The organism is Flavobacterium channae, from assembly GCF_021172165.1.
GTDB lineage: Bacteria > Bacteroidota > Bacteroidia > Flavobacteriales > Flavobacteriaceae > Flavobacterium > Flavobacterium channae.
The window spans coordinates 2284699-2299527 of sequence record NZ_CP089096.1 but is presented as its reverse complement, the minus strand read 5'-3'; the positions used below and the strand labels follow the sequence as shown (position 1 = coordinate 2299527).

Sequence of the window (14829 nt, the reverse complement as noted above, 5' to 3'; positions counted from 1 at the left end):
TTACTTTAAGATAAAGTAGGTGTAAAACTTTGTAACTTTGCGAAGTTAATTTTCAAAAATACACAATGTTTGGAATTGGAGGAGGTGAATTGTTTTTCATCATTTTAGTTGTTTTAATGTTATTTGGATCAGATAAGATTCCAGATATTGCTCGTGCTTTAGGTAAAGGAATGGCTCAGTTAAAAAACGCCACTAACGAAATCAAAAGCGAAATTCAAAAAGGAACTCAAGAAGCTGGATTGGATATGAATACTTTAACTGGTGGAGTTTCTGAAGAAATAGCAAAAGCTAAAGAAGGGATTGCTAAAATGGTAAATCCTATGGAAAATATTAATTTAGATGTTCAAAATCCTATAGAACAAGTAAAAGAAGATATTGAAAATATTACCGGACCTATAAAAAGACAAATGTAATTTTGGAGCACTTAATAAACTTAGATAAAGAATTATTCCTTTTTTTAAATGGATTGGGTTCTGAGCCTTTTGATGATTTTTGGAAAATTATCACCAAACAAATCTATTGGTCGCCTCTTTTTGTTGGAGTTTTTTATTTAATTCAAAAGAAATTAGGTTGGAAAGGTTTGGGAATTATTATCCTTTTTTTAGCAGTATTGTTAACTTTTACCGACCAAATTACGAATTTATTTAAATATTCATTCGAACGTTTACGACCTTGTAACAATCCCGAATTTGATGGTTTAATGCGTGAAGTTATCACTAGAAAATCATTCAGTTTTTTCTCTGGTCATGCTGCAAATTCAATGGCTTCAACAACTTTTATAGTTTTAATTATTCGAAAATATTACAAACATACCTATTTGTTGTTTTTATTCCCTCTAATTTTTGCTTACAGTAGAATTTACTTAGGATTGCACTATCCTGGAGATATTTTAGCGGGTTATCTTGTTGGAGGAATTTTTGGTTTTGGATTCTATAAATTGTATTTGATTTTAGGTAAAAAATATAATTTTTAAACTGCGACTAAAAACTATAAAACACGACTAACCGTTAAACCATCACGAATAGGCAATAAAACCGTTTCCACTCTTGGGTCTGTATTTAACAATTGATTGTATTCTAATAAAACAGGAGTACTTTTGTCATTTGGTTTTACTTCTTCCAACACTTTTCCGCTCCACAATACATTGTCGGATAAGATAATTCCGCCTTTATTCATCATTGGAATAATTAGGTGAAAGTAATTCACATAATTTTCTTTATCGGCATCAATAAAAACCAAATCAAACTTTTTGTTTAGTGTTGGGATAATATCAACTGCATCACCTAAGTGTTGAAAAATTTGATCTTTCCATGGTGAAGCGTCAAAATATTTTTTTTGAAAATCAACCAATTCTTCCTCAATATCAATGGTGTCTAAAGTTCCGTTTTCTGCTAAACCTTCTGCTAAGCACAAAGCTGCATAACCAGTATAAGTTCCTATTTCTAAAATATGTTTCGGACGAATTATTTTAGAAAGCATACTCAAAACTCTTCCCTGAAAATGTCCGCTCAACATTCTAGGTTGCATGATTTTTTGGTAGGTTTCTTTGTTTAATTTTGCTAATAATTCAGGCTCAGCTTGTGAATGATTCGCTACGTAATCTTCTAAATCGTCAGAGATAAAGTGCATGATAAATCAAATTTTGACAAAAATACAAATTAACAATTAAACGATTTAACATTTTAACCTAACTTTGCACCATGCAAACTGAGAAAAAAGACATACGAGCATTATCAAAAGAACAATTGCGTAATTTTTTTGTTGCCAATGGTGACAAAGCATTTCGTGGAAACCAAGTTTACGAATGGTTATGGAGCAAACGCGCTCATACTTTTGAAGATATGACTAATGTTTCTAAAGAAACACGTGCTATGCTAGAAGCAAACTTTGTAATAAATCATATAAAGGTAGATACATTGCAACGTAGTGAAGATGGTACAGTAAAAAATGCCGTTCGTTTGCATGATGATTTGGTTGTAGAATCGGTTTTGATTCCTACAGAAACAAGAACTACAGCTTGTGTTTCTTCTCAGGTTGGTTGTAGTTTGGATTGTAATTTTTGTGCAACCGCTCGATTAAAGCGTATGCGAAATTTAGAACCAGGAGAAATTTACGATCAGGTTGCGGCTATTGATAATGAAAGTAGATTGTATTACGATCGACCATTATCGAATATTGTTTTTATGGGAATGGGTGAACCTTTGATGAATTATCCAAACGTAATGAAAGCTATTGATATGATTACTTCAAATGAAGGTTTAGGAATGTCGCCAAAACGTATTACAGTTTCTACATCAGGAATTCCAAAGATGATTAAAAAAATGGCTGATGATGAAGTGAAATTCAAATTAGCAGTTTCATTGCACTCGGCTGTGGAAGAAATTAGAAACGAAATTATGCCATTTACCAAAAACTTTCCTTTAACTGATTTGCGTGAAAGTTTAGAGTATTGGTACAGAAAAACTAAAAGCAAAGTTACTTACGAATATGTTGTTTGGAAAGGAATTAACGACGACAAAAAATCGATTGACGCTTTGGTGAAGTTTTGTAAATATGTGCCATGTAAGGTAAACTTAATCGAATACAATCCTATTGATGATGGCGTCTTTCAGCAAGCATCTGAAGAAGCTACAAATGCTTATATCGCTGCTTTAGAAAAAAACAATATTGTTGCTAAAGTTAGAAGAAGTCGAGGAAAAGACATTGATGCGGCTTGCGGACAGTTGGCGAATAAATCTTAATTTTTATCCCAAAACATTTATTATTTATTCTTACAAGGAAAGTAATTTCTTTTGTAAGAATTGTTATATTCGTACAACATTTTAATAGATAATTAAAACTTCAATTTATGGGTAAAAGTATATTGTTTTTTCTACTGAGTTTTACATTAGGTTTCGCACAAGAAAATTTTGTAAAAGGAATTATAAAAGATTCTGAAACGAAAGAAGGAATTCCATTTGTGAATATTGTTTTTAAAAATAATTCTGGAACTTTAGCGGGAACGATGTCTAATGAAAATGGAGAGTTTTCTTTAATTAATATTAAAGAAGTTGAAATCAGCCATTTGAATTATGAAACCAAAAATGTAGTTTTTGCAGAAAATCGAGTTGAAGTTTACTTAACACCTAAAGTTTATATTTTAGATGAGTTGATAATTTCTAATGTTTCAGGAAAAGATTTTTTGAAGTCACTACTTAAAGATGCTAAAGTAAGAGCAGTAAAAAACTCTAAACTGACAACTTATGGTAGAGAAATAGTTAAGATTAACAATCAATATACTAAGTATTCAGATGCTAAAATGGATTATTACATTAAAAAAGGAAATGGAAAATCGATTTTGCAAATCAATCAGAGTAGAGCAATCAAATCAAATTTACAAGATTCTACAAGTTCGGTTTTGAATGATTTGAATTCTTTATATAATGTTAGAGATTATGTTAGATATGCCTATAATTTTGATGGAATTGAGAATATTATTAAGAGTAAAGAATACACTTTTGATAGGTATTTAAGAAGAGATGCTTCAGGTTTTGAATATGAATTCATAAAAATAATTCCTGATCCAAATAGTGATGAGTTGTTGTATGAAGGCTACGTAATTGTAGATAATAAATCAAATAAAATAGTTGAGTTTAAAGTGGAATTGGCTGAATCTCATAAGAAAAATTCAAAACTTAGAAATATATTAATTGCCAAGTTTAAACTGAATGATCAGGCAGTTTGGTGTAAATTCAAATTTGTAAAAGACCAGTATGAATTGGTTTATTATAAAAATAGTTTTAGTTTGTATATGCAAATGGGTAAAAAGGTTCATGATAACATTAGTACAACTTTCGATTTGTTAGTTCTAGATTGTAAAAATGACGTTGAGTTGCCAGAAAGTGGTTTTGGGGGTAAAACTATATTCGAAGCTGGCACAAATTACACCGAGAAGTTTTGGGATAAAAACAATATTTTTCCATTAAGAGATAGTGAGCAACAATTCGTTGATACTTTTATGAAATAAAGATGTAATGAATAATTTAAAAGAGATTTCAATTGGTTTTGAAGTCTCTTTTTTTTGATTTATTATTTTCAAAATCTAAATCTTTGGCTTTATCAATTGTTTTCGTACTTTTGAATCCTAAATGAAAATAACCGAACAAATAAAGTTACCCATCGCAAATGAAATGGAACTCTTTGAAGAGAAGTTTCGCGATTCTATGTCTTCAAAAGTAGCTTTATTAAACAGAATCACTCATTATATTGTAAACAGAAAAGGAAAGCAAATGCGACCAATGTTTGTTTTCTTAACTGCTAAAATGGTTTCCGGAGGAACAATTAATGAAAGAACTTTTAGAGGTGCTTCGGTTATTGAATTAATTCATACAGCAACTTTGGTTCATGATGATGTTGTAGATGATAGTAACAAACGTCGTGGTTTCTTCTCTTTAAATGCGTTATGGAAAAATAAGATTGCCGTTTTAGTTGGCGATTATCTACTATCAAAAGGATTGTTGCTTTCTATCGATAATAATGATTTTGATTTATTGAAAATTATTTCGGTTGCTGTTCGTGAAATGAGTGAAGGTGAATTGCTTCAAATTGAAAAAGCCCGAAGATTAGATATAACAGAAGATATTTATTATGAAATAATTCGTCAAAAAACTGCTACTTTAATTGCGGCTTGTTGTTCGCTTGGCGCTTGTTCAGTTGTTCCTGAGGATGTTGTTTTGGTTGAAAAGATGCGAAAATTTGGAGAGCTTATAGGAATGGCTTTCCAAATTAAAGACGATTTGTTTGATTATACTGATGATGCAATTGGAAAACCAACAGGTATTGATATTAAAGAGCAAAAAATGACATTGCCTTTAATTTATGCGTTGAACAATTGTACTCCAAAAGAAAAAAGCTGGGTTATTAACTCGGTAAAAAACTATAACAAAGACAAAAAGCGTGTAAAAGAAGTAATCCAGTTTGTAAAAGATAAAAACGGATTAACTTACGCTGAAGCTAAAATGGTACAATTTCAGCAAGAAGCACTTTTATTACTACAAGATTTCCCAACATCTCCCTATAAAGATTCCCTTATTTTAATGGTAAATTACGTTATTGAAAGAAAAAAATAATTTTTTTTCAACTTTTCATACAACCATTTTAAAATCATTCTCGTCTATATAATTAGAAGCAAAATTTTAAGTACTGAATTCTAAATTTTAAATGAAAGTAATTCAATTACATCAAGAGGAAAAACAACTTATAATGTTGGCTGTCGAAAATAATCGACAAGCACAACAGCAGATATATGCCAAGTTTTCTTCTAAAATGTTGAGTGTTTGTCGTCAGTATATCAAGGATATACACCATGCAGAAGATGTAATGATTACTGGATTTATGAAAGTGTTTACTAATCTGAAAAATTTTGAGTACAAAGGAAGTTTTGAAGGTTGGATTAGAAGAATAATGATATTTGAATGTATTGATTTTCTTCGGGTGAAAAAGAATAATTTCAATCATCATGATATTGAAGATGTTACTATAAGCGAAAGTGAATCGGTTTATGAAATGGAAGATTTTTCGGTAGATGATATTCAAAACATGATTGATAATTTACCCGATGGTTACAAAATGGTGTTTAATTTATATGCGATAGAAGGATACAAACATCAGGAAATAGCCGAAATGCTTAAAATAAGTGAAGGAACATCAAAATCGCAATTATCACACGCTCGGAAGTTATTGCAACAACAAATCACAGAATTAAAAAATAGACTAAATGACATCGCCACTATAAGATAGTTTGTTGAAAACAAACACTTATAAATTTAAGGCGATTGCATAAATTACTATAAAAAATATAACGAAATTTATGAAACCAAATAAATTAGATAATCAAATAAGAGAAAAGCTGAATGCTAGAGAAATTCAGCCTTCTGCTCAGGCTTGGGACCGTTTAGATGCTATGTTGACGGTTTCTGAAGATAAAAAGCCAAAAAAGGGTTATGGTTGGTTGTTTATAGCTGCCTCAACTTTACTTTTTTTCGGATTGGGATTTTTCCTTTTCAATTCAAGCGAAACACCAAATACTAATAATACAAATACAATTGTAACAACAGTTAATGAGGAAGTTGATTCTGCTGAAACAATTAAATCAGATGTAATTTCATTTGAAAAAGAACAACCTGTTTTAGTTCAGAATGAAACGAATCATGTAAAAACGGTAAGAAATAAAAAGTCAGAAAAAGTTAATAAAATCATTAAACAAGAGAATGGTGTTCAAGAAAACCCATTAGCTATTAACCATTATCCATCAACTGATACATATAAATATGTAACGCCAGAAAATCTCCTGGTTGAAGCAGAAACTGGAGAAAAGGTAATTACTTCTGATAAAAAAACAACTGTAAAATCTAAAATGAAAATTGATGCAAATTCTTTGCTAACAAATGTTGAGAAAGAATTAGACGAAACGCACAAAGAAACTACTTTAGATAAATTGAACCGAAAATTTCAAGATGCTAAATCTGCTCTTGCAAATAGAAATTACGAATAAATAAAAATCATCATTAATCGAAAATCAAACAGTCATGCAAAAAATTATTTTGTACACAATCGTTATTGTGTTTAGTTTACTAACAAAAGTTGTCGCTCAGGAAGCAGAAACTATTGAAAAATCAACCGAGTGGATGGCACGCGGAACCAAGTCGGAAAGTTACGAAATGGGTTCTGTAAAAAACAAGTCTAGTAATGAGCAAGAAGTGTTTACTATCAAATCTATTGATAAAAAAATAGATGGATTTGGAACTTTAATGCAATCAGGTAAGCCAGATTTATATTTAGGAAAAACTATCAAAATGATAGGTTATGTTAAAAGTGAAAATGTAAAATCTTGGGCAGGTCTTTGGATGCGAATTGATTATTATAATGATAAAGTTCTTGCTTTTGATAATATGCATCCTAGAGCTATTGTAGGAACAAATGATTGGACTAAATATGAAGTTGTTTTATTTGTGCCTCAAGATGCAACAGATTTTTCTTATGGAGTTTTGCTAGACGGAACAGGTCAAATTTGGTTTAAAGATATTCAAATTGAAATTGTTGATGATGCTGTTTCCGAAACTGGAACTATAAAAGGAAGAGATTTGAAAAATATATCTTTTGAAGATAAGGCTAAAGCTATTGCTAAAAGTATTGAAAAGATAACCTCTGAAGAAAAAAATGCTTTAAAGAAAGAAGTTGAAGCTATCGATTTACAAGTGAAAAATGGTGAAATTTCAGGAGAAAAAGCACAAGACTTAAAATTGGAAGTAGCTGAAAAACACGCTCAAAACATTGAAACTAAAGTTGCAATTGAAGAAGCACGATTGGCACAGTTAGTAAAAGATAAAGTTGATGGAAAAATAGTAAGTGGAAGTCCAAAGAAAAAAGGTGGAACTAGAATTGTAATAGGTGGGTCTGATGGAGAAATAGGTGATGATACTACTGAAATTGATTTAGGTTCAATGAAGATTTACAATGGAAATGAAGATAAAAAAGAGCGTAAATCAAAAAGAACTACTTCGCAATTTGTTTTTGCTTTTGGATTAAATAATGTAGTAACTGAAGGTGAAAGTTTAGAAGATTCAGATTATAGAGTTTGGGGTTCTCATTTTTATGAGTGGGGAATTACGTATAATTCAAGAATTTTCAAAAACAATAACTTGTTACATGCTAAATACGGATTGTCGTTAATGTATAACAATTTGCGCCCAACAGACAATCGTTACTTCGTTAAAAACGGAAATCAAACAGATTTAGTAGAATCAACAGTTAAATTAGATGAATCACGTTTTCGTAATGTGTATTTAGTTGCGCCATTACATTTAGAATTCGATTTTACGCCAAAAAAACTATCTAAAGATGGAACAAAAACATATTTCAGAACGCATGAATCAATTCGTTTAGGAATTGGAGGTTATGGTGGAGTTCGTATTAAGTCAAAACAAATTTTAAAATACGAAGTTGACGATGTAAAAGTAAAAGAAAGACAAAAAGGCGATTTTAATGTTTCTGACTTTACATACGGGTTGAGCGCTTATTTAGGATATGGGCAAACTAGTTTATATGTTAAATATGACTTAAATCCGATGTTTAAAAACAATAATATAGATCAAAACAACGTTTCCTTAGGTATACGCTTTGATTTTAATTAAATTTGGGGTTAAGTTAAGTTCTCTGTTTTAAAAAAGCACTTCATTTTATGGGGTGCTTTTTTGTTTTTATTTTTTTATTGAATAACAGAGCAACTTTGTATCTTTGAATCTTTCCAAAATACAAATCAATTGATTTCTAAAGACACCATAGAAAAAGTATTTGAAACCGCCCGAGTTGAGGAGGTTATTGGTGATTTTGTTCAGCTTAAACGTGCAGGAAGTAATTTAAAAGGTTTGTCTCCGTTTGTAAACGAAAAGTCGCCTTCGTTTATGGTGTCGCCAGTTAAGCAAATTTGGAAAGACTTTTCATCTGGGAAAGGAGGGAATGCTGTGACTTTTTTAATGGAGCACGAGCATTTTACTTATCCCGAAGCAATTAAATATTTGGCTGTAAAGTACAATATTGAAATTGAAGAAACTGTTCAAACGGATGAAGATGTAGCGCAAGCCAATGAAAAGGAAAGTATGTATTTGGTTTCCGAGTTTGCGCAGAAATATTTTCAATATACTTTATTAGAAACCGAAGAAGGAAAAGCCATTGGTTTGTCTTATTTTAAAGAACGTGGTTTTACAACCGATACAATTAAGAAGTTTGGTTTAGGATATTCTCCAGAAACTTGGGATGCTTTTACAAAAGAAGCGCTTGGGAAAGGATATAAGTTGGAATTCTTAGAAAAAACCGGACTTTCTATTGTTAAAGACGACAAACAATTCGATCGATTTAAAGGTCGTGTAATGTTTCCAATTCAAAGCATGAGTGGTCGTGTTTTAGGATTTGGAGGACGTATTCTTACTAATGATAAAAAGGCAGCTAAATATTTAAATTCTCCGGAAAGCGAAATTTACCACAAGAGTAAAGTGCTTTACGGAATTTTTCATGCCAAGCAATCTATTGCTAAATTGAATAATTGTTATTTGGTTGAAGGTTATACAGATGTTATTCAAATGCATCAGGCCGGGATTGAAAATGTAGTAGCGTCTTCAGGAACTGCTTTAACTCCAGATCAAATTCGTTTGATTAATCGCTTAACGCCAAATATTACAGTACTTTTTGATGGCGATGCTGCTGGACTTCGTGCTTCTATTCGTGGAATCGATTTGATTTTGGAAGCTGGAATGAATGTAAAAGTATGTACGTTTCCTGATGGCGATGATCCAGATAGTTTTGCTCGAAAAACTTCGTATGAAGATTTGCAATTATATTTCGAAGAAAATGCAAAAGACTTCATTCAGTTTAAGGCTTCATTGTTGATGCAAGAAGCAAAAAACGATCCTATTAAGAAAGCTGACTTAATTCGTGATATGGTAGTTAGTATTTCTAAAATTCCAGATCGCATTAAACGAGAAGTTTACATCAAAGAATGTTCACGCATTATGGATATTTCCGAAGATGTACTTTTTAATACTTTAGCGCAATTAGTTAAGAAAGATTTATCAGAAGCTAATAAACAATATAAAGAAGAGCAAAAAGCCTTTGAAGTAGTTAAGAATGAAATTTCTCAACCTACTTCCAAAATTGATATTCAATACGAATTAGAACATAAAATAATTCAAATTTTATTGTTGTATGGTGATAAAGAAGTAAGTTTTGAAGATACAATTTTAGCTCAAAATGAAGAAGGGGGAATGGTTGAGGTTAAAGAGCAAAATAATTATAAAGTTTTTCAACGTATTTATTTGAGTTTACAAGAAGATGAAGTCGAATTAGCAAATCCAATTTTTAAAGCTATTTATAATCATTTGATTGCTTATTTTAACGAAAATGAATCTTTTGAATTGGATAAATATTTGATGCAACTTCCAGAAGAATTAGCGCAAGAAGTAACGACTATTCTTATGAATGAAGAGCGTGAAGTGTTGCATAATTGGGAAGTACAACAAATTTATGTGAAGCAAAAAGAAGAAACAATAAGTCAATATGTAACCGAGACCATAATTACCTTGCGTTGGTATTTGGTCAACAACATCATTGATGATTTGAAATCAAATATTTCAAACGAAGAGCAAGCTGATAATTCAGAAACGCTAGAAATGGTTATGGCTTATTTAGGCCTAACGCATATTTTTTCGAAGAGTTTAGGTAGAGTTTTATCCAGATACAATTAAATTATGTCTAAATCTTTTGCTTTTTTAAGTAAATCTACAAGATTGGTAACGTTTAGTTTGGCTAATAATCGTAATTTATAAGTACTGATTGTTTTTTCATCCAAACCTAAAATTTGAGCAACTTCTTTGTTTTTCTTTCCGTCATTCAAATAGCGTAATACTTCAATTTCACGTGTAGATAATTTTTTAAATAAGCGTTCTGATTTTTTTCCTTTGCTTAGGATTTCAATACTTTTCTTAACATCGTCGCTAAAGACAACTTTACCTTCAGTAACTACTTTAGAAATTGCAGATTCAACTTCTTTAAGTTCGCTTCTTTTTGGAATGTAAGCCGAAACTCCTGCTTTTATTGCGGTTGGTGCATACATTTGTTCAGAAACGTTTGTGAAAAGCATAATTTTCGAATCAGGAAAATCTTTTAGTAAGCTTTTAATATCGCGTATACTCGACAAGCCATCTAATTCTACGTCAAGAAGAAGAACATCGCAACGTTTATTGTTTAAAATATTCAACAATGATTCTAAGTTTTTAGCAACTGCTACAACTTCCATTCTACTGTTACCTTGAAAATACGATTGCAATCCTTGGGATACAACGGGTAAGCTATCTGCGATACATATTTTAATCATAACTAAAAGAAATTACATTATTCATAATTTATTACCAAAGTTAATAAAAAAAATGTAATTACTTGTTAATTTAATATAATTATTTAAAATCTTTAGGAATTTTGCAGACCGGAATTGGATTGATTTTATGTTGGTTTATACTGTTCAATCTTGAGTAAATTTTAAAGACTTCTGCTTCTCTTCCAGAAAAATCTTCAATGGTTTTTCCGTTCTCTTTTTGGTTCATTGCCCATTCTAATTCGTCATAGTTTGCACCTATTTGGTCTTCGTCACTTCTGTCGTCACCAAATAAGCCATCAGTTGGTTTTGCAACTAATATACTTTCCGGAACTTGTAAATGTTTTGCTAGCAAACGTACTTCGCTTTTCACTAAATCTGCAATCGGACTAATATCAACGCCACCATCACCATATTTAGTAAAGAATCCAACGCCAAAATCTTCGACTTTGTTTCCAGTTCCGGCAACTAATAATCCGTGAATTCCGCCTAAATAATATAAACTTGTCATTCTCAAACGTGCTCTAGTATTGGCTAAAGAAAGATTTAATTTTGCTTCATTTTCAGAAGATGGAACTTGTAATTTGAATGTTTCAAAAACCGGCGTTAAATCTACTCTTTCGCTAAATACATTAGGAAATCGATTCTTTAATTGTGCAATATGTTCATTAGCTCTATTAACATGACTTTCTGCTTGATGTATTGGCATTTCTACACAAAGTGTTGGTAATCCTGTTTGTGCACATAATGTAGAAGTTAAGGCGCTATCAATTCCTCCAGAAATCCCTACAACAAAACCATTAACTTTTGCGTTAGTAGCATAGTCGAGTAACCATTTTACAATATGTTGATTGATTTTTTCTGCTTGGAAAGTGTCGGAATTTGTCATTTTTTTATGAAAATTTATTAGTCGATAACTGTATATTTGCAAACCAAAATAGTTTTGATAAAAATATAAAAAATACATCAAATGAAGCAATTATTATTTGCCCTTGTTGCGATTACTTTATTTTCTTGTAAGGAAGATAGTAAGGTAGAAGAAGCTGTTGCTAATATTCCAATCCAATTTAAAGTTGAACGTTTCGACCAAATTTTTTATCAATCAAAACCAGAGGATTTACAAAAAATTAAAGCGCAATATCCATTCTTTTTTCCAGATGGAAATCCAGATTCTATTTGGGTGAATAAATTAAAGAATCCGCTTTTAAAAGAATTATACAAAGAAGTACAAGTTAAGTATCCAAATTTAGGTTCAATTGAATCGGATATGGAAAAGATGTTTGCGTATGTTCAGTATTATTTTCCAAAATACAAAACACCAAGAGTTATTACAGTAATTAACGAAGTTGATACAGAAGCAAAAGCATTTTATGTAGATACTTTAGCTTTGGTTTCTTTGGATTGCTATTTAGGAAAAGAACATCGTTTTTATGTTGATTTTCCAGAATATAAAAAGCAAACATTAGAAAAGAATCAAATTTTACCCGATTTGGTTTCAACTTTCTGTTATGGAAAAATTGCACCACCTTCAGATAGAACTTTGTTGTCTGCTATGATTTATTATGGTAAAGAATTGTACATAAAAGATAAATTGATTCCGTTTTATTCTGATGCTGATAAAATAGGGTATACCGATACACAAATTAAGTTTTGTCAAGAAAACGAATATTATATGTGGAGTAATTTAGTTGAAAACAAATTGTTGTTTGATTCTAATCCTAAAAATGAATTACGATTTATAAAGCCAGCGCCTTTTTCTAAATTTTATTTAGAAATAGACAATCAAACTCCAGGAAGAGTTGGGCAATGGTTAGGTTGGCAAATTGTAAGAAGTTATATGGAAAACCATGAAGAAGTAACTTTGCAAGAATTAATGGCAATGGATACTAAAACCATTTTCGATAATTCAAAATATAAACCAAAAAAGCCTTAAGATAAAGAATGAAAAAATCAGATATAAAAATTACCGTTGGATTAGATGAGAATAATGTTCCTGAAAAATTATTATGGACGGCTCAAGATGGCGGTGTAGAACAAGAAGAAGCAAAAGCAATGTTGTTGTCTGTTTGGGATAGCAAAGCTAAAGAAACGCTTCGTATTGATTTATGGACAAAAGATATGCCAGTTGATGAAATGAAACAATTCTTTCACCAAACATTAGTTGCAATGGCTGATACATTTCAACGTGCTACTGCAGATGAAAAAATGTCTGATACAATGCGTGATTTTTGTGATTACTTCGCAGAAAAAATGGATTTAAAAGCATAAAAAAAGCCGCTAATTAATTAGCGGCTTTTTTTATATTTTGAGTTTAAATAAAATCATTACTACTATTGAATACATCTTCATTGATTTGATTGATGTATTCTAAAATACCCTCTCTTCCTATGGCGTCTAATGATGAGGTAATGAAGTATGGTGGCATTTCTGCCCAATTATTAGCTAACATTTGTTTTTTGTAAGCAGCAACATGTGAGTCAACTTTCGTTTTTCCAATTTTATCAGCTTTGGTAAAAATTATACTAAACGGAATTTCGCTTTCGCCTAAATATTCCATGAATTCTAAGTCGATTTTTTGTGCTTCTAATCGAATGTCAATCAAAACAAAAGCGCAAACTAATTGTTCTCTTCTTTCAAAATAATCGGTAATAAATTGCTGGAAAACAGCTTTTGTTTTTTTTGAAACACGAGCATAACCATATCCTGGTAAATCTACTAAAAACCAATTGTTGTTGATTTTAAAATGATTTATTAATTGTGTTTTTCCTGGTTTTGATGAGGTTTTTGCCAAATTCTTGTGGTTGGTCAGCATGTTAATCAATGATGATTTTCCTACGTTAGAGCGACCAATAAAAGCGTATTCTGGTAAACGTTCTTTCGGACATTTATCAACTTCAGAATTACTAATTATAAATTCGGCGGTATTAATTTTCATAAGCTATAAAATAAAATTCCCCAAAAGGGGAACTGTTATATATTGTTTTTTTGTAACCAACTATAAAGAATTTCGTTGAATTGTTCTGGGTGTTCCATCATGGCTGCATGACCGCATTTGTCTATCCAAAATAATTCTGAATTTGGTAAAAGCTTGTCAAATTCTTCAGCTACATTTGGTGGTGTAACCTTGTCATTTCTTCCCCAAATAATACATGTTGGCGTAGTCATTTTTGGTAAATCTTTTGCCATGTTATGACGAATAGCACTTTTAGCGATGGTTAAGGTTTTAATCAATTTGATTCTGTCGTTAACTGTAGCAAAAACCTCGTCCACAATTTCCTTAGTGGCAATTGCAGGATCATAAAATACATCTTCAGCTTTCTTTTTAATGTATTCGTAATCACCACGTTTTGGATAACTTTCGCCCATTCCGCTTTCATATAATCCTGAACTTCCAGTAATAACTAAACCTTTTACTAATTCTGGATACATTTTAGTAAAATACAATCCGATGTGTCCTCCAAGTGAGTTTCCTAGTAAAATTACTTTGTCAAAACCCTTAAAAACCACAAAGTCTTTCACAAATTTTGAAAAAGCTTTAACGTTGGTTTTTAAAATATTTTGAGTGTAAATAGGTAGTTCTGGTATTATAACTTTGTACCCTTTTGGTGGAAAATAATTTGCCACGCCGTCAAAGTTACTTAAGCCTCCCATTAATCCGTGTAGTATGATTATCGGAGTTCCTTCTCCAGCTTCAAAATAGGTATATTTCTTTTCTTTCTTTAACATAAATTCCACTTCCTGTGTTAGTTCTCATGTTTGACAAATATACTATTTTATTAAAGAATCAAAAGAAAAAAATACGGGAGTTTTTTTAAAGCTTTTAACACTTCTAAAATCTTAGTTATCAACAATTTTAAGCCATTTTATGTGTGAAAAAGAAAAATTATAGAATGAAATTTTACTGTCGATTTTCTGCTTAAATCTTG

General features: G+C 30.9%; 16 protein-coding genes. 11 read left to right on the top strand and 5 right to left on the bottom strand.

Annotated features, from left to right (window positions below; genetic code table 11):
• Positions 1 to 65: 65 nt before the first annotated feature.
• Complete coding sequence (locus LOS89_RS10685) at positions 66 to 413, top strand: twin-arginine translocase TatA/TatE family subunit (RefSeq protein WP_231835237.1); 348 nt, start codon at positions 66 to 68, stop codon at positions 411 to 413.
• Complete coding sequence (locus LOS89_RS10680; RefSeq protein WP_231837068.1) at positions 413 to 973, top strand: phosphatase PAP2 family protein; 561 nt, start codon at positions 413 to 415, stop codon at positions 971 to 973. Before LOS89_RS10685 ends, LOS89_RS10680 begins: the two co-directional genes overlap by 1 nt.
• A 14-nt stretch (positions 974 to 987) precedes the next feature.
• On the opposite strand, the gene LOS89_RS10675 is transcribed toward LOS89_RS10680, so the two are convergent.
• Positions 988 to 1629, bottom strand: a complete 642-nt coding sequence (locus tag LOS89_RS10675; protein ID WP_231835236.1) for an O-methyltransferase — start codon at positions 1627 to 1629, stop codon at positions 988 to 990.
• A gap of 71 nt (positions 1630 to 1700) precedes the next feature.
• Between LOS89_RS10675 and rlmN the strand changes: the two genes are divergently transcribed.
• The 7 genes from rlmN (at position 1701) to dnaG (ending at position 10277) form a co-directional block, all read left to right on the top strand.
• Positions 1701 to 2741 carry a dual-specificity RNA methyltransferase RlmN gene (gene rlmN, locus LOS89_RS10670; RefSeq protein WP_231835235.1) on the top strand — a complete coding sequence of 347 codons (1041 nt, stop codon included), beginning with the start codon at positions 1701 to 1703 and terminating at the stop codon, positions 2739 to 2741.
• 107 nt (positions 2742 to 2848) lie between these two features.
• Positions 2849 to 4006 (top strand): carboxypeptidase-like regulatory domain-containing protein, encoded by a 1158-nt coding sequence (locus LOS89_RS10665; protein ID WP_231835234.1) that lies wholly within the window; start codon positions 2849 to 2851, stop codon positions 4004 to 4006.
• A gap of 121 nt (positions 4007 to 4127) precedes the next feature.
• Entirely contained in the window at positions 4128 to 5108 is a 981-nt protein-coding gene (locus LOS89_RS10660) for a polyprenyl synthetase family protein (protein WP_231835233.1), read from the top strand.
• A 91-nt stretch (positions 5109 to 5199) separates the two neighbouring features.
• Complete coding sequence (locus LOS89_RS10655) at positions 5200 to 5778, top strand: RNA polymerase sigma factor (protein ID WP_231835232.1); 579 nt, start codon at positions 5200 to 5202, stop codon at positions 5776 to 5778.
• Positions 5779 to 5848: 70 nt separating this feature from the next.
• Positions 5849 to 6532 carry a hypothetical protein gene (locus LOS89_RS10650; RefSeq protein WP_231835231.1) on the top strand — a complete coding sequence of 228 codons (684 nt, stop codon included), beginning with the start codon at positions 5849 to 5851 and terminating at the stop codon, positions 6530 to 6532.
• Positions 6533 to 6566: 34 nt separating this feature from the next.
• Positions 6567 to 8171 carry a hypothetical protein gene (locus LOS89_RS10645; protein ID WP_231835230.1) on the top strand — a complete coding sequence of 535 codons (1605 nt, stop codon included), beginning with the start codon at positions 6567 to 6569 and terminating at the stop codon, positions 8169 to 8171.
• A gap of 129 nt (positions 8172 to 8300) precedes the next feature.
• A complete protein-coding gene (dnaG, locus tag LOS89_RS10640; protein WP_231835229.1) occupies positions 8301 to 10277 on the top strand; it encodes a DNA primase in 1977 nt (658 codons plus the stop codon).
• Here the strand turns inward: dnaG and LOS89_RS10635 are convergent.
• Positions 10274 to 10906, bottom strand: a complete 633-nt coding sequence (locus LOS89_RS10635) for a response regulator transcription factor (RefSeq protein WP_231835228.1) — start codon at positions 10904 to 10906, stop codon at positions 10274 to 10276. The two genes, dnaG and LOS89_RS10635, sit on opposite strands and share 4 nt — an antisense overlap.
• 79 nt (positions 10907 to 10985) lie before the next feature.
• Complete coding sequence (gene nadE / locus LOS89_RS10630) at positions 10986 to 11792, bottom strand: NAD(+) synthase (protein ID WP_231835227.1); 807 nt, start codon at positions 11790 to 11792, stop codon at positions 10986 to 10988.
• An 81-nt stretch (positions 11793 to 11873) separates the two neighbouring features.
• Here nadE and gldB point away from each other — a divergent pair, with 81 nt between their 5' ends.
• Complete coding sequence (gene gldB, locus LOS89_RS10625; RefSeq protein WP_231835226.1) at positions 11874 to 12836, top strand: gliding motility lipoprotein GldB; 963 nt, start codon at positions 11874 to 11876, stop codon at positions 12834 to 12836.
• An 8-nt stretch (positions 12837 to 12844) separates the two neighbouring features.
• On the top strand, positions 12845 to 13171 hold the full coding sequence (gene gldC, locus LOS89_RS10620; protein WP_231835225.1) for a gliding motility protein GldC: 327 nt from the start codon (positions 12845 to 12847) through the stop codon (positions 13169 to 13171).
• Positions 13172 to 13214: 43 nt separating this feature from the next.
• Here gldC and yihA read toward each other — a convergent pair whose 3' ends face one another.
• Entirely contained in the window at positions 13215 to 13838 is a 624-nt protein-coding gene (gene yihA, locus LOS89_RS10615; protein ID WP_231835224.1) for a ribosome biogenesis GTP-binding protein YihA/YsxC, read from the bottom strand.
• Positions 13839 to 13873: 35 nt separating this feature from the next.
• The gene (locus LOS89_RS10610) at positions 13874 to 14629 is read right to left on the bottom strand and encodes an alpha/beta fold hydrolase (protein WP_374107723.1); all 756 of its coding nucleotides are present in this window, start codon (positions 14627 to 14629) and stop codon (positions 13874 to 13876) included.
• Positions 14630 to 14829 lie beyond the last annotated feature (200 nt).

Excerpts from the sequence above, each read along its gene's own strand:
- LOS89_RS10655 (WP_231835232.1), top strand. The coding sequence starts at position 5,200 with ATGAAAGTAATTCAATTACATCAAGAGGAAAAACAACTTATAATGTTG.
- gldB (WP_231835226.1), top strand. The coding sequence starts at position 11,874 with ATGAAGCAATTATTATTTGCCCTTGTTGCGATTACTTTATTTTCTTGT.
- nadE (WP_231835227.1), bottom strand. The coding sequence starts at position 11,792 with ATGACAAATTCCGACACTTTCCAAGCAGAAAAAATCAATCAACATATT.
- LOS89_RS10645 (WP_231835230.1), top strand. The coding sequence starts at position 6,567 with ATGCAAAAAATTATTTTGTACACAATCGTTATTGTGTTTAGTTTACTA.
- LOS89_RS10635 (WP_231835228.1), bottom strand. The coding sequence starts at position 10,906 with ATGATTAAAATATGTATCGCAGATAGCTTACCCGTTGTATCCCAAGGA.
- LOS89_RS10610 (WP_374107723.1), bottom strand. The coding sequence starts at position 14,629 with ATGTTAAAGAAAGAAAAGAAATATACCTATTTTGAAGCTGGAGAAGGA.
- LOS89_RS10665 (WP_231835234.1), top strand. The coding sequence starts at position 2,849 with ATGGGTAAAAGTATATTGTTTTTTCTACTGAGTTTTACATTAGGTTTC.
- rlmN (WP_231835235.1), top strand. The coding sequence starts at position 1,701 with ATGCAAACTGAGAAAAAAGACATACGAGCATTATCAAAAGAACAATTG.
- yihA (WP_231835224.1), bottom strand. The coding sequence starts at position 13,838 with ATGAAAATTAATACCGCCGAATTTATAATTAGTAATTCTGAAGTTGAT.
- LOS89_RS10650 (WP_231835231.1), top strand. The coding sequence starts at position 5,849 with ATGAAACCAAATAAATTAGATAATCAAATAAGAGAAAAGCTGAATGCT.
- LOS89_RS10660 (WP_231835233.1), top strand. The coding sequence starts at position 4,128 with ATGAAAATAACCGAACAAATAAAGTTACCCATCGCAAATGAAATGGAA.
- LOS89_RS10675 (WP_231835236.1), bottom strand. The coding sequence starts at position 1,629 with ATGCACTTTATCTCTGACGATTTAGAAGATTACGTAGCGAATCATTCA.
- LOS89_RS10685 (WP_231835237.1), top strand. The coding sequence starts at position 66 with ATGTTTGGAATTGGAGGAGGTGAATTGTTTTTCATCATTTTAGTTGTT.
- gldC (WP_231835225.1), top strand. The coding sequence starts at position 12,845 with ATGAAAAAATCAGATATAAAAATTACCGTTGGATTAGATGAGAATAAT.